Here is a 17261-nt window from a genome sequence, read left to right as displayed (position 1 = left end):
GAAGGACTTGTCGGCGGTGACCTCGTCGGCCTCGACGCCGGCGACCTCTTCGACGATCTCCGCCAGGCCGGCCAGGATCTCCTCGTCGGTGGGCTTGTCAGCCATGGGTTTCTCTCTTTCTGTTGGGGAAACTACGGGCAGATCACGACCTGGCCGGCGTAGGAGAGCCCGGCGCCGAAGCCGATCAGCAGGGCGACGTCGCCGGAGTGCACCCGGCCCGCCGCACGCATGTGGTCCATCGCTATCGGGATCGACGCCGACGAGGTGTTGCCGGAGGTCACGATGTCGTCCGCGACGACCATGTCCTCCCGCGCGCCCGCCTTGCGCAGCCGCTTGGCGATCGCCTCGACGATGCGCAGGTTCGCCTGGTGCGGGATCAGCACGTCCACATCGGACGGCTGCACCCCGGCCAGCTCGAGGGCCCGCATCGCGATCGGCGCGATCTTGGTGGTGGCCCAGCGGAAGACCGACTGGCCCTCCTGGTAGATGTGCTTGCCGTTGGGCATCGTGATCGTCTCGACGAGGTCACCGGCGGTGCCCCACGCGACCGGGCCGATGCCCGTGTCGTCGCTCGGGCCGACCACCGCGGCGCCCGCGCCGTCGGCGAAGATGATCGCGGTGGAGCGGTCCACCGGGTCGACCACGTCGGTCAGCTTCTCCGCGCCGATCACCAGCACCTTCTCCGCGGAGCCGCAGCGGACCATGTCCGACCCTGCCGCGAGCGCGTAGCAGAACCCGGCGCACGCGGCGTTGAGGTCGAACCCGCCGGCCGCCTTGGCGCCGATGAGCTCGGCGACCTGGGCCGCGGCGTTGGGGATCGGCACGGTCGTGGTGCAGTTGGCCACGAGCACGGTGTCCACGTCGGACGGGTTGAGGCCGGACGCGGCGATCGCCTTGGCACCCGCGTCCACGGCCATCGACACCACGGTGTCCTCCGGCGCGGCGAAGCGACGCTCGGCGATGCCCACCCGCTCGCGGATCCACTCGTCGTTGGTGTCCATGATCTTGGACAGTTCGTCGTTGGTGACGACACGCTCCGGCTGGGAGCTGCCGATGCCGAGGATCCGGGACCCCGGCGAGCCCTTGGGGAGTCGCAGCTCGATCATTCGGTCGTCTCCTCGGTGCCGCTCGCCAGTGCGGCGGCCACCTTGTCGAGATCTTCCGGCTTCTTCAGACCGACGATGGTGACGCCGGAGAGCTCGCGGCGGGCAAGCCCGGTCAGGGCGCCGGCCGGGGGCAGCTCGGCGAGCGCGTGCACGCCGCGCCGGGCCATGGTCGCCATGCAGGAGTCCCACCGCACGGGCAGCGTGACCTGCTCGACGAGCCGGCCGAGCATCTCGCTCCCACTCTGCACCGCGGCGCCGTCGGCGTTGGACAGCAGCGTGCGCGCGGGGTCGGCGGCCGTGATGCCGGCGGCCTTCTCCCGCATCGCGTCGCGGGCGGGCTCCATGTAGTGGGTGTGGAACGCGCCGGCGACCTTGAGCTTGATGACCTTCTTCACGAAGTCCGGCTTGTCGTCGACGATCTTGTCGATGGAGCCGAGCGCGCCGGCGGCGACGATCTGGCCCGCGCCGTTCATGTTGGCCGGCACGAGGTCGTACTCGGCGAGCCACCGCACGACCTGCTCGGGCTCGCCGCCCATGACCGCGGCCATGCCGGTCGGCGCGAGCTCGCACGCGGCGGCCATCTCCCGGCCACGCACGGCGGCGAGCGCCACGGCGTCGTCGGCACTGAGCACGCCGGCCATCGCGGCGGCGGCGAGCTCGCCCACGGAGTGCCCGGCCACGAGCACGTCGGCGGGCAGCTCGTGCCGGCGCTCCAGCTCCTCGAACGCCAGCAGCGCGAGCGCGACGACCAGCGGCTGGGTGATCGCGGTGTCCTTGATCGCGTCGGCGTCGGCGGTGGTGCCGAGCTCGACGAGGTCGAGACCGGTCAGCTCGGACCACCCGGCGACCCGCTCACGGGTGCCCTCGAGCTCGAGCCACGGAGCGAACATGCCGGGAGTCTGGGAGCCCTGCCCTGGGGCGAGTAGCGCGAACACGGTGTCCACTACACACGCTCCCTAGCCCTTGACGGCATGTCGACAGTCACGAAGTCGCGGCAAGCGTTTTGTAGGAATCATACAAAGGTTACCGCCAAATGAACGGTAAAGGCGGTTCTGCGTTGTGTGCTTGGTTACCACAAGCCACGTGATCGCGACAGTCTGCCGACAGCCAGCGCGATCCGCAACACGAGCGCGTCGCGGGCGAGGTTCGGGTTGTGGCCGGTCACCTCGGCGACCCGGCGGAGCCGGTAGCGGACCGTGTTGGGGTGCACGAACAGCAGCCGCGCGCACGTCTCCAGCACGCCGCCCGCCTCGAGGTAGGTCTCGACCGTGTCGAGGAGCGAGCCGCCCGCTTCTTCGAGCGGCCGGGCGATCTGCTCGATGAGCTGCCGCTCCGCCTCCGGGTCACCGGCCAGCGCGCGCTCGGGTAGCAGGTCGGTCGAGCGGACCGGCCGCGGCGCAGCGGGCCAGGCGACGACCGCCCGCAGGCCCGACAGCGCGTCGGCCGCGCTGCGGTGCGCGTCGGCGATCGTCGGCACGGTCGGCCCGGCCACCACCGGCCCCTCGCCGAACGAGGTGGACATCCTGCGCAGCACCTGGTTGGTCGGCTCCTCGGTGTCGCCGGCGAGCACGACGACGAGCCGGCTGCCCTGCACGCCGAGCAGGACCGACCGGCCGGTGCGGGCGGCGCGGCTGCGGACCTCGTACAGGACGGTCGGCGGGTCGTCGGAGGGGGACTTGCCGACGAGGACCGTCGCGGGCGCGTCGGGGTCCCAGCCGAGCGCGGCGGCGCGGGACAGCAGGGACTCCTCGGCGTCGCCGCGGACGATCGCGTCGACGACCGTCGCCTCCAGGCGGGCGTCCCAGGCGCCGCGGGTCTCGGCGGCGGAGGCGTAGGACATGGCGGAGGTGAACGCGACCTCGCGGCCGTAGCGCAGCACGGCCTCGGTGAGGAAGTGCCGCTCGTCCGTGTCGGCCGCGAGGTCGGGTACCTCCCGCTCGATGACCTGCAGCGCGACGCGGACGAGCTCGACGGTCTGCCGGAGGCTGATCCACCGGGACAGCTCGCGTGGCGCCTGGCGGAACGCGTCCGCGGTGAGGCGGATGGCCTCGCGCTGGTCGCGGACATAGGCGGTGAACCCGGCCGCGCCGGTCTGCGCGATCAGCTGCACGCTCGCCCGCTGGTCGGCGGGCATGCGGCCGAACCAGGCGAACTGCTCGTCCATCGAGGACAGGGCGAGCGAGGCGATCTTGCCGGAGGCGCGGTCGAGCGACGCCAGGGTTGCCGACGACACCTTCGCCATGGGTCGACCCTATAGGCCGACCTGGGGCGAAACGACGACGACGACTTTGCCTCGGACGCGCCCGGCGTGCTGGTATCGGACCGCGTCGGCGGCCTCGGCGAGCGGGAAGGTCCGGTCGAGCACTGGCGTGATCGTGCCGGCCTCGATGAGCTCGCGCAGCCGTTCGAGGTCCGTGGCCGGCTCGGTGGCCAACAGCCCGCGCAGGTTCTGCTTGACGAACAGGGACAGCAGCAGCCCGCCGAGGTTGCGCTGCAGCCCGCCGAGCCAGCGGCCGCCGTTCTCGCCGCCGACGAACACGAGGGTGCCGTCGCTCGTCAGGTGCTCGCGCAGCGTGCGGAGCCGGCGGTTGCCGGCGATGTCGAGGATCAGGTCGTAGGTGCCGGTGATCTCCTCCTTGGTGTAGTCGATCACCTCGGCGCCGAGCTTCTCGACGAGGTCGGCCTTCGCGGTGCTGCAGACGCCGGTGACGTGCGCGCCGCCGGCCTTCGCGAGCTGGACGGCGTAGGTCCCGATCCCGCCGCCGGCGCCGATCACGAGCACGCGCCCGGCGTTCTCCTTCTTGCGCAACGCCTGCAGCGCGGTGCAGGCGGACACCGGCACGGCGGCGGCTTGTTCGAACGTGAGGTTGGCCGGCTTGCGCGCGGCCCGGTCTTCGCGCACCGTGACGTACTCGGCGAACGCGCCCCAGCCGGTGCCGAAGATCTCGTCGCCTTCCTTGAAGCGCGTCACGCCCGCGCCGACCGCGGCGACGCGGCCGGCGAGCTCGAGGCCGCGCACGCGCATCCTCGGTTTGTGCCAGCCCATCGCGGGCCGGCCGATGAGCGGGAGCCCGGCCATGAGGTGCCACACGCCGGCGTCCACCCCGGCGGCGCGCACCTCGACGAGGAGCTCGCCCTGGCCGGGCGTGGGTCTGTCGATGTCCTCGAAGCGCAGGACGTCGGCCTCGCCGTAGGCGTCCTGAACGATTGCCTTCATTTCTGGTCTCCTTCCGGGTACTGGAACACCTCGTCGAGGGGCACCTTGAACACCCGGGCGATCTGGAAGGCCATCTCCAGCGACGGCGAGTACCGCCCCTGCTCGATGGCGATGATGGTCTGCCGGGTCACCCCGACGCGGTCCGCGAGGTCCGCCTGAGTCATCTCCCCGGCGGCGAACCGCAGGGCGCGGATCGTGTTGGTGACCCTGGTCGGCTTCACCACCGCTGGAACCCCCAGCGGTAGGCGACGACCTTGGCGATGGAGCCGAGGACCGCCGAGAGGACGAAGCAGAGGTAGACGACGTTGGCGATCCAGAAGTACCCGACCTCGAAGATCGCCATCAGCAGCGCGGCGACACCCCCGATGACGACGAACGACTGCCCGATGTTCTCCCCGAACCGCACGATCTCCCGGTCGCGCTCGTCGGTCCGCCGCCCCCTGGGCGAAGCGATCCCGGCGACGATCCCGAGCACGATCCCGGCGACGATCGAGGCCCCGATGGACCACAGAAGCCCTGCCGCGTAAGGAACTTCGGCGAGCGGTGCGTCCCCGGCCCGTCCGAGCACGGCGACGAGATACCCGACGTAGGCCACGACAGCGACCACCAACATGATCCAGGCCCGCTTCTCCTCGTACGCCATCGCTCCGATGTAAAACAACTTTGACACCGCCAATATAGAACCCGGCCGACACGATGTCAAATATTCTTTACGCTCCATGCGGCTGGCCCACGGAGTGGACGAAGGAGACGGCCGGGGCGGAGTCCGGAGCGACGGCCAAGAAGCGCCAGGGCGGAGCGGCCACGGGCCGCGGACGCACCGGGGAAGGAGCCGAGCGAGCGGTCCGGAAGGGGAGGCCGGGCAGGGGAAGGCGAGAGCAACAGGAACAGCTCGAAGCGAAGCGAGAGCAACAAAAGCAACCAGTGCTGGTCAAACGCAAAACTGACCAGCGCCGGATCAGGAGGAGCTCGCACCGTGGGGTCTGGGGGGTCGCTCCCGGAAAGAAGTCCCCGCACCGGGAAGGCGCCGAACAGCACCGACCAGCCGGACCCGCGGACCGCCCGGCGCGGCGATGTGCACGCCGCCGGGCGGTCCCTCTCCCCGGTCCCCACCGGTAACTCCACTATGGATCGACCGGGGAGAGGTCGCCAGCGGTATGACCCTATCGTGCTAACGGTTCATCAGCGCAGGTCAGGCGCTCACGCAGCGTCAGGCCACTCCGGGGTCTGACGTCTGCGGCCCGGCCGCGGAGATGTCGTCGATGCGGTACTTGCGCGCCGCCTCGGTCACCTTCGACTTCTCCACGTCGCCCCGCCGCGCGAGCGCGGCCAGCACGCCGACCGTGATCGACTCGGCGTCGACCAGGAAATGCCGCCGCGCGGCCGGGCGCGTGTCCGAGAAGCCGAAGCCGTCGGTGCCCAGCGTCAGCATGTCGGTCGGCACCCACGGGCGGATCAGGTCCGGCACCGCGCGCATCCAGTCCGTCGCCGCGACGACCGGGCCCGAGCCGCCGGACAGCACCTGCGTGACGTACGGCCGGCGCGGCTCCGCCTCCGGGTGCAGGAAGTTGTGCCGGTCCGTGTCCACGGCGTCGCGGCGCAGCTCCGCCCACGACGTCGCCGACCACACCTCGGCCCGCACGCCCCACTCCGACTCGAGCAGCTCGCGTGCCCGAAGCGCCCACGGCATCGCCACGCCGGAGGTGAGGATGCGCGCCCGCGGGCCGGAACCCGACGGCGCCTCCAGGTACCGGTACAGGCCGCGCAGCAACCCCTCGACGTCGAGGCCCTCGGGCTCCGGCGCCTGGACGTATGGTTCGTTGTAGACGGTCAGGTAGTAGTAGATGTCCTCCGCCTGCTCGCCGTACATCCGGCGCAGGCCGTCGCGCACGATGTGGGCGATCTCGAACGACCACGCCGGGTCGTAGGCGATCACGGCCGGGTTCGTCGCGGCGAGCAGCAGCGAGTGCCCGTCGTTGTGCTGCAGGCCCTCGCCGGTGAGCGTGGTGCGCCCGGCGGTGGCGCCGAGGATGAACCCGCGCGTCATCTGGTCGGCCGCGGCCCACAGGTTGTCGCCGGTGCGCTGGAAGCCGAACATCGAGTAGAAGATGTAGATCGGGATCATCGGCTCGCCGTGCGTCGCGTACGACGTGCCCGCGGCGATGAACGACGCGCTCGAGCCGGCCTCGTTGATGCCCTCGTGCAGGATCTGGCCCTGCTCGCTTTCCTTGTAGCTCAACATGAGCGACGCGTCGACCGACGTGTACCCCTGGCCGTGCGGGTTGTAGATCTTCTGCGTCGGGAACATCGAGTCCATGCCGAACGTGCGCGCCTCGTCCGGGATGATCGGCACGAGCCGCGGCCCGACCTCCGGGTCCTTCGCGAGGTCGCGGACGAGCCGGACGAACGCCATCGTGGTGGCGACCTCCTGCTTGCCCGAGCCCCGCCGGACCACGTCGTAGACCTTGTCGCCGGGCAGCGCGAGGGGCTTGGCCTTCCCCCGCCGCTCGGGTACGAACCCGCCGAGCTGGCGGCGCCGCTCCAGCATGTACTGGATCTCCGGCGAGTCCGGGCCCGGGTGGTAGTACGGCGGCAGGTACGGGTCCTTCTCCAGCTCCTCGTCGGAGATCGGGATGCGCAGCGAGTCCCGGAAGAGCTTCAGGTCGTCCAGGGTCATCTTCTTCATCTGGTGGGTCGCGTTGCGCCCGGCGAAGTGCGGGCCGAGCCCGTAACCCTTGATCGTCTTCGCGAGGATGACCGTCGGCTGGCCGTGATGCTCGGTGGCCGCCTGGTAGGCCGCGTAGACCTTGCGGTAGTCGTGCCCGCCGCGCTTGAGGTTCCAGATCTCCTGGTCGCTCATCGGCGTGACGAGCTCCTTGGTGCGCGGGTCGCGCCCGAAGAAGTGCTCGCGGACGAACGCGCCGTCGTTGGCCTTGTAGGTCTGGTAGTCGCCGTCGGGCGTGGTGTTCATCAGGTTGATGAGCGCGCCGTCGCGGTCGGCGTCCAGCAGCGAGTCCCACTCGCGGCCCCAGATGACCTTGATGACGTTCCAGCCCGCGCCCCGGAAGAACGACTCCAGCTCCTGGATGATCTTGCCGTTGCCGCGCACCGGCCCGTCGAGCCGCTGGAGGTTGCAGTTGATCACGAACGTGAGGTTGTCGAGGTGCTCGTTGGCCGCCACGTGGATCAGGCCGCGCGACTCCGGCTCGTCCATCTCGCCGTCGCCGAGGAACGCCCACACGCGCTGGTCGTTGGTCTGCTTGATGCCGCGGTCGTGCAGGTACCGGTTGAACCGGGCCTGGAAGATCGCGTTCATCGGGCCCAGGCCCATCGAGACCGTCGGGTACTCCCAGAAGTCCGGCATCAGCCGCGGGTGCGGGTACGACGGCAGGCCGGCGCCCGGGCCGCCGTGCGAGAACTCCTGCCGGAAGCCGTCGAGCTGGTCGGCGGACAGGCGGCCCTCGAGGAACGCGCGCGCGTACATGCCGGGCGAGGCGTGGCCCTGGAAGTACACCTGGTCGCCGCCGCCCGGGTGGTCCTTGCCGCGGAAGAACCAGTTGAAGCCGACCTCGTAGAGAGTCGCGGAGGAGGCGTAGGTGGAGATGTGCCCGCCGACGCCGACACCGGGGCGTTGCGCGCGGTGCACGGTCATGGCCGCGTTCCAGCGGATCCAGGCGCGGTAGCGGCGCTCGACCTCCTCGTCGCCCGGGAACCAGGGTTCGCGGTCGGTGGGGATCGTGTTGACGTAGTCCGTGCTGGTGAGCGAAGGCACGCCGACGCGGCTCTCCCGCGCGCGCTCGAGCAGGCGGAGCATCAGGTAGCGGGCCCGCGCCTGGCCCCCCGAGGAGAGCATGGCGTCGAACGACTCGAGCCATTCGGCGGTCTCGTCGGGGTCGATGTCCGGGAGGTGGGCCGCGAGACCGTCGCGGATGACCCGCACCCGCTCGGGCCGGTTCCGGCCGTTTCCGCTGTTCTGCGTAGCCAAGGGATCTCCAGTGCCTGCGCTCATGCCGCTAACTCTGCCATCACCGCCATTGTCCTCTTTTCGACGGCTGCCCGCGTCATCGGTACTGGTGAGTACCGGTAAACCCGGCGTGGGTGGTTGCGCAGGTGGGCACGATCAGTGTTCGCTGTCTCAATACCGTCGGGCGGTGGCTGGCCACCGCGATGGCAAGGAGGAGTAGGAGCCGTGGTCGCCGCGGGAGACGCCGGGAAGCTCGGCGTCGCCGAAAGGCTCGGGATCGACCCGGGCATGGTCGTCCAGGAGATCGGCTGGGACGAGGACGTCGACGACGACGTGCGCGCCGACATCGAGGAGCGCATCGGAAGCGATCTTCTCGACGAGGACGCGGACGAGGTCGTGGACGTCGTTCTGCTGTGGTGGCGAGAGGAAGACGGCGACCTGGTCGACGCCCTCATGGATGCCATGGGCCCCCTCGCCGACAACGGTGTGATCTGGGTGCTGACCCCGAAGACGGGCCGCGACGGCCACGTCGAGCCGAGCGAGATAGCCGAGGCGGTGCCGACCGCCGGGTTGGCGCAGACGTCGAGCGTGAGCGTCGGGCCCGACTGGTCGGCCACGCGGCTGGTGTCGCCGAAGTCCGCGAAGTCCAAGCGCTGAGACGGCCGCCGGGCGGTGGCCTAGGCTGGCGCCGCATCCCGGTGGACGAACAGCAGGAGGAGTGCGGCATGGCGGTCGAGGTCGGGTCGAAGGCGCCGGAGTTCACGCTCCGGGACTACAACAACCAGCAGGTGTCGCTCGCGTCCTTCCGCGGGACGTCGAACGTGCTGCTCGTCTTCTACCCGTTCGCGTTCAGCGGTATCTGCCAGGGCGAGCTGTGCCAGCTGCGCGACGAGTTCGGCGACTACGCGGGCGTACAGGTGCTGGGCATCTCGGTCGACACGCCGTACAGCCTGAAGGCGTGGGCGCAGCAGCAGAACTACCAGTTCCCGCTGCTGTCGGACTTCTGGCCCCACGGGTCCGTCGCCTCCGCGTACGGTGTGTTCAACGAGGCGGCCGGCATGGCGACCCGCGGCACCTTCCTGATCGACCGGGAGGGCGTGGTCCGCTTCGCGGAGGTCAACGGCCCCGGCGAGCCGCGGGACCAGGAGGCATGGAAGAAGGCGGTGGCCGCCCTACCGTGACGCGACGGGGCGCATAGCTCAGCGGAAGAGCACTCGGCTTACACCCGAGCGGTCGCAGGTTCGAGTCCTGCTGCGCCCACCATTCTCCCAAGTGGAGCGGTCAGTCTTCCCGCTCAGTCTTCCCGGTACAGCTGTGCCACTTCGTGCGCCGCCGTGCGCAAGGCCGCGCGCACCGCCGGCGGGTCCACGACCTCGATCCGGGTGCCGAGGCCGAGCAGGCTGCCGACCGCCTCTCCGACCGCGGCGAAGGAAAGCCGGAGAACGGATCCCCCGTGCGCCGGTTCGTCGGAACGGATCTTCGTGGCGAGCAGCCGGCGCACCATGCCCGACGCCGCGGGAGCGACGGTGACGGTGACCGTCAGCTCGCGCCGGCGGTGCTCCACGGTGCCGCGCAGCCGCGCCCAGGCCGACGCAAGGTCGAAGCCCTCGGGCCGGGTCGCCGGCTGCGGGCCGACCTCGCACGACTGCACCCGGGACACCCGCAGCAGGCGCGGCTCCGGCGTCGGAGACGCTTCGCGTACCGGTTCCCGCGCCACGAGATACCACACGCCGGCCTTGGCGACCAGGCCGAGCGGATCGACCGTCAGCTCGCGCGGGCGGTCGTCGCCGTCGCGGTAGCGCAGGTCGAGCCGCCGGCCCCGCGTGATGCCGTCGTGGATCGCCGGCAGCAGCGGCACCGATTCCCCGGAGCGCAGCCACGGGTCGACGTCGACGAGCACGGTGCCGCGGCCGTGTTCGAGCCCGCTGCGCAGCGCATGACCGCCCGCGCCCAGCAGTTTCTCGATCGCCGCGTCGAGCGCGTCGCCCAGGCCGAGGTCGGCGGTCAACCTTCGCTGACCGACCGCGAGGCTGGTCGCTTCCGTTTGGCTCAGGCCGCCGAGTCCGCTCCGGTACCCCTCCAGCAGCCGGATCCCGCCGGTTCGCCCGCGTTCGGTGTACACCGGGATGCCGGCCATGCCAAGCGCCTCGACATCACGCAGCACGGTGCGTACCGACACCTCGAGGCGCTCGGCGAGCGTCGTGGCGGGCAGCCGCCCGTGTGCCTGGAGCAACAGGATCAGCGAGAGCAGCCGGTCAGCACGCACGGGGTCACGATAGCGAGAAAACATGACACGCGATGTCGTGTATCACCTGGCTCGGACCGTTCGACCTGCTCAACCAGAATCGCTACTTCGGCGGCTGGCCGAGTGCCGGCACCGGCCGGCATGACGTCGCCATGGCGTTCCCGGTCGAGGGTTGGCAGAGCAGCGCCGCCGTTCTGCTGCGCCAGCGGGCGGACGGCGGCATCGACGGCACGGTCGCCGGGACCCCCGACCCCGATGCCGCCTTTCGGCAGGCGCTCGCCGTGCTGTCGCTCGACGTGGACGGCACCGGGTACCCCGAGGTCGGACGGGCCGACCCGGCCATCGGCGGGCTGCAGCGCGACCACAACTATCTGCGTCCGGTCCTGTTCCACTCGCCGTACGAGGCGGCGTGTGCGTTCGTCCTCGGCCACCGGCTGCGCATCGCGCAGGGGCGGGCTATCCGACAGCGCATCGCCGAACGGCACGGTGACCAGATCACCGTCGCCGGCGTGCGGCTGCACTCGTTCCCCACCCCGCAGCGGCTACTGGAGCTGCACACCGTCCCGGGCGTGAGCGAGGAGAAGATGCGCCGCCTGCACGGCATTGCCCGGGCCGCCCTGGACGGTGACCTCGATCGTCGGCGGCTGCGCGAACTGCCGGCCGTCGAGGCGCTCGGCCAGGTGCGTCGGCTGCGCGGAATCGGGGAGTTCTTCGCCGCCGGAATTGTGCTGCGTGGGGCCGGCGTCGTCGACGCGGTACCGGACGAGCGCATCACCCGAACCGGGATCGAACGGCTGTACCAGCTGCCGTCCGAACCGGACCGCGCACGGATCGAGGCGATCACCGCGTCGTGGCGGCCGTACCGGATGTGGTGCGCGGTCCTGCTGCAACTGTCCGAACGGCGACGTCCCTCCAAGGTCCATGGTGGACGAACGGCTCGAACACAGGACACGGTCCGGCTTGGCGGGTCTGGGGATGGTTCAGGCGCGGCCGGGTAGCCGCGTGATACGTCAACGGGCGATGAGGGCACCGAAGCGTCAGCCACGCCGGCCGGGACCTCTGTGCGAGCCCTGCAGGCTGTCGGCCAGGTGGAGCGTCAACCAGACCAAGGCGACCGCCGGCGGCCGCGGACCAGGTCCTGCAGCGCCGACGATCCTGCCTGCGGGCAGGCGGTTTCCACTCGACGCGGGCACACTTTCTGCCATGCATGCGGTTGGCATGGTCTTGCATCCGGAGCGCGACTCGGCGGCCGCGGTGGATGCGATTCTCGATTGGGCCAAGAGCCGGGACGTCGAGGTTCTCGGCATGGTCGACGAGCTCGAGCGGTTGAACTGCGCGGCGCGCGGCGTGTCCCCGGCCGAGCTCGGTGGGCGCTCCGACCTGCTCGTCAGCCTCGGCGGCGACGGCACGATGCTGCGCGCCATGCGGCTCGCCGACGGGCAGCGCGCGGTGGTGCTCGGGGTGAACCTGGGCAAGCTCGGCTTCCTCGCCGAGGTCGACGTGCCCGACCTGCCAGCCGCGCTCTCGGCGATCGACGGCAAGGAGTTCACCGTCGAGTCGCGGCTCGCCGTCGACGCGGCGCTCGGCGACACGACCGTGACCGCCTTCAACGACGTCGCCGTGGTCCGCGTGCCGGGGGACGGCAGCGCGGTCGTCGCGGTCCGCGTGGCCGGCCACCCGTTCGTCAGCTACGCGGCCGACGCGGTCGTCGTGGCCACCCCGACCGGCTCGACCGCGTACAGCTTCTCCGCCGGCGGCCCGATCACGAGCCCGACCGTCGAGGCGCTGCTGGTGACCCCCGCCGCGCCGCACTCGGCGTACAGCCGCGGCGTCGTGCTGTCGGTACACGACGCGGTGGCGCTGGACATCCTGCCGACCAGCGGCCGGCTCGCCGTCGAGGTGGACGGGCAGGTCGCCGGCTACGTCGGGCCCGGCGATCGCATCGAGCTGCTGGCCCGTCCCGATGCCGCGCGAGTCGTGCGCCTCGGGCTGACCACCTTCTACCAGCGGGCGCGGCGCAAGCTCCGGTTGACCGACTCCGCGGAGATTCCGGGCAGCGACCCGGCCTGAGGTCACCCGTTTGCCAACCGGCAACCGGTAACCGGTGCCAGCCCCTTAACAGGCGACTTCCGCATGCCGATAGCTCGGTGGGGAAGATGTACGGGGGAGTCGACGCAGGTGGGGGCGTCGGATGTACACGACAGTCACGCGGACCCGGGTTCGGCGTCGCGGCATGCCGTTCCTGGTCTCGGCCATCTCGGTGTCGAACCTCGCCGACGGCATCGGCAAGACGGCGTTCCCGCTGCTCGCCGCGAGCATGACCCGAGACCCGGTCGTCATCGGTGCGCTGTCCGCGGTCGCGGTGCTCCCGTGGCTGCTGTTCTCGGTCGCGACGGGCGTGCTGCTCGACCGCGTCGACCGGCGGCGGGCGCTCGTTGTCGCGAACCTCGCGCGGGCCGCGGTGATCGGTGTGCTGGCGCTGTACGTGGTCGCCGGCGCGCACGCGATCTGGGTGGTCTTCGCGGCGGCGTTGCTGGTCGGCACGGCGGAGGTCGTGGCGGACAGCGCGGGCAACGTGCTGATCCCGTCGGTCGCCGGCCGGGAGCGGCTGGACCGCGCGAACGGCCAGGTACAGGCGGCGGAGGTCGTCGGCCAGTCGTTCCTCGGACCGATGGCCGGCAGCCTGACGTTCGCGGTGTTCGCCGCGTTCCCGTTCCTGCTCAACTCGGTCGGCTTCGCGCTGGCGGCCGCGCTGCTGGTGGGCATCGCGGGCACGCACCGGCCGGTCGCGCTGCCGGGCCCGCGCCAGGCGGACGAGGGCGTCGTGCGCGCCGGCCTGAGCTGGCTGCGGGGGAGCCCGCTGATCCTGCGGCTGATGATGATCGCCGCGGCGCTGGCGCTGACGTCCGAGCTGGCGACGAACCAGCTCGTCCTTTATGTACTCGAGGACCTGCGGCTCCCGGAGAGCATGTTCGGCGTGTTCGCCGCGGCGTCCGGCGTGGGTGGCCTGATCGGGGCGGGTGCGCCGAAGCTGCTGAAGATCACGTCGCGCCGCACGGTGCTGCTGCTCGGCATCGCGGTGTCGGGCGCGAGCTTCGCGGGGATGGGTCTCACGGCGTCACCGATCCTGGCGGCGACGTTGTTCGGCACGTTCGCGATCGGCATCGTGGCGGTGAACGTGGTCATCGCCACGACCCGGCACCTCGAGGTTCCCGACGGCCTGCTCGGCCGGATCCTCGGCGTGTGGCGGACGGTGGTGTGGGGCGCGATCCCGCTGGGGGCGTTCCTGGGCGGCGTGACTACGCGCGTCTTGGGCAGCGCCGGCGCGACGTTCCTGGTGTCGGGCCTGTCGTTGCTGGCGGTCTTCGCGCTGGCCGTGCCGACGCTGCACCGCTTCGGCAAGGATCTCAAGACACGGTGAGAAGGCGATCGAGGGGATAATGATCCCCGTGCACCGGCAGCCGATCGAGTCCAGTGTTCTGGCGGAGGTGGGCTACGACCAGAAGCGCCGGTTGCTCGAGGTGAAGCTGGTGAGCGGCGCGATCTACCAGTACCTCGACGTCCCCGCACGCGAGTTCATGGCCCTCCTCGCCGCGGAAAGCTCAGGCCGCTACTACAACGTGAGCATCAAGCCCAACTACGACTACCGCCAGCTCTAGGCAGGCTCCAGTTCCGGGTCGGCGTCCGCGACCGGCAGCGCCAGGGCGCGCTTTGCCTTGCGGCGCTTGCGAAGCACGACGGTGACGATCAGCGCCAGCGCCAAGCCCGCCACCACGTAGGTCCCGCCCGTGGAGATCAGGCCCTCGATCTGCTTCGCCGCCTCGCCGAGCGCCGCGCCGATCGCTATGTGCATCGCCGACCAGCACGCCGCGCCGGCGAGTACCGCCGGGAAGAACTTGCGGTACGGCAAGCCGGATGTACCCGCCGCGGCCGGCATCAGCGTTCGTACCACCGGAAGGAAGCGTGCGAAGAACACCGCCCACGGGCCGCGCCGACGCAGGATGCCCGTCGCCCTGTCCCAGCCCTCCGTGCCGTACTTCTGGATCAGGCGGGTCTCCCGCAGGCGCGGGCCGAAGCGGCGGCCGATCGCGAACCCGATCGAGTCGCCCATGCCCGCGCAGACCGTCACGACCGCCCAGAGCAGCAGGAACCGCTGGACCGAGTCGACCGTCGTCGCCGCGATCAGCAGGCCGCCCTCCCCGGGGGCGATGAAGCCCAGGCCGATCGTGCACTCCGCGAACACCAGCCCGCCCGTCGCCCCTACCAGGGCCGGCTGCGGCAACGCCTGCAGCCACTCCAGGACATCGGTCAGCAACGCCACGGCCCCGCTCCCCTCCTCGACGGCCGCCCCAATCGGCCGCACCGCGGTCAGTCAAGCAATTGGACCGCGCCCCCTACATCGGGGTTCCCCCCGTCGTGGAATGGGGGTTTACCCTCAGTGCCGGTTCAGCAGCGCTCCGATCTCCTGGCTCGCGGGACCCGCCTCGGCCAGGTGACGCAAGGAATCCGGGACGTTCTCGCCGCGGTGCGCGATCGCCTGCGCGTACAGCCGGCCGGCCCGGTACGACGAGCGCACCAGCGGTCCGGCCATCACGCCCGCGAACCCGATCTCCTCGGCGGCCTGCTTGTGCTCCAGGAACTCCTCCGGCTTGACCCACCGGTCGATCGGGTGGTGCCGCAGCGACGGGCGCAGGTACTGGGTGATCGTGATGATGTCGCAGCCCGCGTCGTGCAGGTCGCGCAGCGCGGCGGTGACCTCCTCGGGCGTCTCGCCCATCCCCAGGATCAGGTTCGACTTCGTGACCAGGCCGAACTCGCGCGCCCGCGTGAGCACGTCGAGCGAGCGCTCGTAGCGGAACGCCGGGCGGATCGACTTGAAGATCCGCGGCACCGTCTCCAGGTTGTGCGCCAGCACCTCGGGCCGCGCGCCGAACACCTCGGCCAGCTGCGCCGGGACGGCGTTGAAGTCCGGGATCAGCAGCTCGACGCCGGTGCCCGGGTTGAGCATGTGGATCTGCCGGACAGTCTCCGCGTACAGCCACGCGCCGCCGTCGTCGAGATCATCGCGGGCGACACCGGTGACGGTCGCGTAGCGCAGGCCCATCGCCTCGACGGACTCCGCCACCTTGCGCGGCTCCGAGCGGTCCAGCATGGCCGGCTTGCCGGTGTCGATCTGGCAGAAGTCACACCGCCGGGTGCATTGCTCGCCGCCGATGAGGAAGGTCGCCTCGCGGTCCTCCCAGCACTCGTAGATGTTCGGGCAGCCGGCCTCCTCACAGACCGTGTGCAGGCCCTCCCGCCGCACCAGGCCCTTCAGCTCCCGGTACTCGGGACCCATCTTGGCGCGGGTCTTGATCCACGACGGCTTCTTCTCGATCGGGGTCTGGCTGTTGCGCACCTCGAGACGCAACAGTTTTCGACCTTCCGGAGCAATGGTCACCACGTCAGGCTACGCCGTCGCACTCGCGACGTAGTGTGAGCTGGTCCGAGTGAGGAGGTGCAGGTGGCCGCTGTGGTGGCGAGCGCGGCGGGCGCGCTGTTCCTCGACGAACTGGGCCGCGTGTTACTGGTAGAGCCGACCTACAAGCCGGGTTGGGAGATCCCCGGCGGGGCGATCGAACCGGGCGAGACGCCGAGCGCCGCGTGTGCGCGCGAGGTCCAGGAGGAGCTCGGCCTGAGTGTCCACGTGGGACGGCTGCTGGTCGTGGACTGGGCGCCCCATCCAAAGGGGGAGAGGTTGCTGTTCGTGTTCGACGGCGGGCTGCTCGGCACGCGGACGGTCCAGTCGATCCGGCTGCAGGCCGAGGAGCTGGCGTCGTACCGGTTCGTGCCGCCCGGCGAGATCGGCGAATGGCTCCCGCTGCGGCTGAACCGCCGGGTGACCGCGGCGGTGGCCGCGAAGTCCGACGGGACGATCCACTACCTCGAGCACGCCGAGCCCTCCGCGTAGCCCGGGACCCGACCCGCCGCGCTGATGCCGCCGTGGCCCGAGACGAGTTGCTCGGGTCGGCCGGGACGCCACGCCCGAGCCGGGCCGCGGCGGTCGCGCCGGGCCGCGACGAAGTGCTGGTCACCCTGAGCAAGGCCGGGACGCGGCGACGGACGCGGCAGAGGCGCACCGGTCACGGCGCTGGCCGGGCGCCACGACACGTCCGCGGACCTCGGTCGGCGGGACCGACCTCAGCCGGACGGAACAAGCTTGCGCAGGAAGCGTTCGACGGCGTTGTGCCGCTCGGCCGGCCGGTTGCGTTGCAGCGCCACGAACGCGGCGCCGACCGTGGCCTGTTCGGCAGGTCCATCGCCGGGGTCGGTCAGGCCGGCGGTCGTGGCCAGCATGCGGTGCTCGTCCTTGGTGACCGCCCGCAGTGCCGGGTGGTTCGCGTGCCGGTCGAGCAGCTGGCGCAGGGCGGGGTTGGCCGCGGCGGTCTCCCGCCACGCGGCGCCCACGGCCTCGACCGGGTCTTCGTCGAGCTCTGCCAGCTCGATGCGGCCCTTCAGCTGGAGCGACCACCGGTGCTGCAATGCGAGCAGCACCTCGGTGGGCCCGCGGAACATGTCCGGCACGGTGAGCTCGCCACTTTCGACGACGCGGTCGAGCGCGTCTCTGCGCAGGTAGAAGTCCTCCCAGCTCACGATGTTCCCCCTTCCGTATCGTGGTCATACCACCGGTCTTCGACATACCGCCGGTATGTACAAGACCAACGTACCACCGGTATGTCGCCGGTATGT

General features: G+C 70.9%; 18 protein-coding genes, 1 tRNA gene and 1 pseudogene. 8 read left to right on the top strand and 12 right to left on the bottom strand.

The genetic code is table 11. The features are described 5' to 3' along the window. The 8 genes and pseudogenes from VH969_RS26305 to aceE form a co-directional block, all read right to left on the bottom strand. Positions 1-105: pseudogene (locus VH969_RS26305) on the bottom strand (acyl carrier protein); the annotation flags it as partial. A 26-nt stretch (positions 106-131) separates the two neighbouring features. Next, positions 132-1106, bottom strand: coding sequence for a beta-ketoacyl-ACP synthase III (locus VH969_RS26300; protein ID WP_331978882.1), 975 nt, complete (start codon positions 1104-1106; stop codon positions 132-134). Further along, the gene (locus tag VH969_RS26295) at positions 1103-2041 is read right to left on the bottom strand and encodes an ACP S-malonyltransferase (RefSeq protein ID WP_331978888.1); all 939 of its coding nucleotides are present in this window, start codon (positions 2039-2041) and stop codon (positions 1103-1105) included. The genes VH969_RS26300 and VH969_RS26295 overlap by 4 nt, the downstream gene beginning before the upstream one ends. 134 nt (positions 2042-2175) lie before the next feature. Beyond that, entirely contained in the window at positions 2176-3348 is a 1173-nt protein-coding gene (locus VH969_RS26290) for a PucR family transcriptional regulator (RefSeq protein WP_331978880.1), read from the bottom strand. A 9-nt stretch (positions 3349-3357) separates the two neighbouring features. Beyond that, the gene (locus VH969_RS26285) at positions 3358-4323 is read right to left on the bottom strand and encodes an NAD(P)-dependent alcohol dehydrogenase (protein ID WP_331978878.1); all 966 of its coding nucleotides are present in this window, start codon (positions 4321-4323) and stop codon (positions 3358-3360) included. Then, complete coding sequence (locus VH969_RS26280) at positions 4320-4547, bottom strand: helix-turn-helix transcriptional regulator (protein WP_331978876.1); 228 nt, start codon at positions 4545-4547, stop codon at positions 4320-4322. Before VH969_RS26280 ends, VH969_RS26285 begins: the two co-directional genes overlap by 4 nt. Further along, positions 4541-4966: a hypothetical protein gene (locus VH969_RS26275; RefSeq protein ID WP_331978874.1), complete on the bottom strand. Its 426-nt coding sequence runs from the start codon at positions 4964-4966 to the stop codon at positions 4541-4543. The genes VH969_RS26280 and VH969_RS26275 overlap by 7 nt, the downstream gene beginning before the upstream one ends. 567 nt (positions 4967-5533) lie before the next feature. Next, a complete protein-coding gene (gene aceE, locus VH969_RS26270; RefSeq protein ID WP_331978872.1) occupies positions 5534-8332 on the bottom strand; it encodes a pyruvate dehydrogenase (acetyl-transferring), homodimeric type in 2799 nt (932 codons plus the stop codon). Positions 8333-8512: 180 nt separating this feature from the next. On the opposite strand from aceE, the gene VH969_RS26265 reads away from it, so the two are divergent. The 3 genes from VH969_RS26265 to VH969_RS26255 all read left to right on the top strand — a co-directional run bounded on the left by VH969_RS26265 (position 8513) and on the right by VH969_RS26255 (position 9550). Further along, complete coding sequence (locus VH969_RS26265; RefSeq protein ID WP_331978869.1) at positions 8513-8944, top strand: DUF3052 domain-containing protein; 432 nt, start codon at positions 8513-8515, stop codon at positions 8942-8944. Positions 8945-9012: 68 nt separating this feature from the next. After that, positions 9013-9468: a peroxiredoxin gene (locus VH969_RS26260; protein WP_331978867.1), complete on the top strand. Its 456-nt coding sequence runs from the start codon at positions 9013-9015 to the stop codon at positions 9466-9468. A 7-nt stretch (positions 9469-9475) separates the two neighbouring features. Next, positions 9476-9550, top strand: a tRNA-Val gene (locus VH969_RS26255). A 31-nt stretch (positions 9551-9581) separates the two neighbouring features. On the opposite strand, the gene VH969_RS26250 is transcribed toward VH969_RS26255, so the two are convergent. Then, on the bottom strand, positions 9582-10553 hold the full coding sequence (locus VH969_RS26250) for a helix-turn-helix transcriptional regulator (RefSeq protein ID WP_331978865.1): 972 nt from the start codon (positions 10551-10553) through the stop codon (positions 9582-9584). A gap of 32 nt (positions 10554-10585) precedes the next feature. Between VH969_RS26250 and VH969_RS26245 the strand changes: the two genes are divergently transcribed. From VH969_RS26245 to VH969_RS26230, 4 genes are all read left to right on the top strand, one after another. Continuing rightward, positions 10586-11530 carry a DNA-3-methyladenine glycosylase family protein gene (locus tag VH969_RS26245; protein ID WP_331978863.1) on the top strand — a complete coding sequence of 315 codons (945 nt, stop codon included), beginning with the start codon at positions 10586-10588 and terminating at the stop codon, positions 11528-11530. Between the two features lie 205 nt (positions 11531-11735). Further along, on the top strand, positions 11736-12602 hold the full coding sequence (locus VH969_RS26240) for an NAD(+)/NADH kinase (protein WP_331978861.1): 867 nt from the start codon (positions 11736-11738) through the stop codon (positions 12600-12602). A 121-nt stretch (positions 12603-12723) separates the two neighbouring features. Beyond that, complete coding sequence (locus VH969_RS26235) at positions 12724-13953, top strand: MFS transporter (protein ID WP_331978859.1); 1230 nt, start codon at positions 12724-12726, stop codon at positions 13951-13953. Positions 13954-13972: 19 nt separating this feature from the next. Next, positions 13973-14191, top strand: coding sequence for a KTSC domain-containing protein (locus tag VH969_RS26230; RefSeq protein WP_331978857.1), 219 nt, complete (start codon positions 13973-13975; stop codon positions 14189-14191). Here VH969_RS26230 and VH969_RS26225 read toward each other — a convergent pair. Together VH969_RS26225 and lipA are read right to left on the bottom strand one after the other, a co-directional pair. Further along, the gene (locus tag VH969_RS26225; protein ID WP_331978886.1) at positions 14188-14853 is read right to left on the bottom strand and encodes a DedA family protein; all 666 of its coding nucleotides are present in this window, start codon (positions 14851-14853) and stop codon (positions 14188-14190) included. The genes VH969_RS26230 and VH969_RS26225 overlap by 4 nt on opposite strands. 114 nt (positions 14854-14967) lie before the next feature. Continuing rightward, complete coding sequence (gene lipA / locus VH969_RS26220; protein WP_331978855.1) at positions 14968-15972, bottom strand: lipoyl synthase; 1005 nt, start codon at positions 15970-15972, stop codon at positions 14968-14970. Between the two features lie 63 nt (positions 15973-16035). Here lipA and VH969_RS26215 point away from each other — a divergent pair, with 63 nt between their 5' ends. Further along, positions 16036-16482 (top strand): NUDIX domain-containing protein, encoded by a 447-nt coding sequence (locus VH969_RS26215; RefSeq protein WP_331978853.1) that lies wholly within the window; start codon positions 16036-16038, stop codon positions 16480-16482. A gap of 230 nt (positions 16483-16712) precedes the next feature. Here VH969_RS26215 and VH969_RS26210 read toward each other — a convergent pair whose 3' ends face one another. Continuing rightward, positions 16713-17165: a hypothetical protein gene (locus VH969_RS26210; RefSeq protein ID WP_331978851.1), complete on the bottom strand. Its 453-nt coding sequence runs from the start codon at positions 17163-17165 to the stop codon at positions 16713-16715. Between the last annotated feature and the right edge of the window lie 96 nt (positions 17166-17261).

It is taken from the genome of Actinophytocola sp., assembly GCF_036555685.1.
Classification (GTDB): domain Bacteria; phylum Actinomycetota; class Actinomycetes; order Mycobacteriales; family Pseudonocardiaceae; genus Actinophytocola.
Note: the sequence above shows the minus strand (reverse complement) of the source record. Positions and strands in the feature narration are given on the sequence as shown.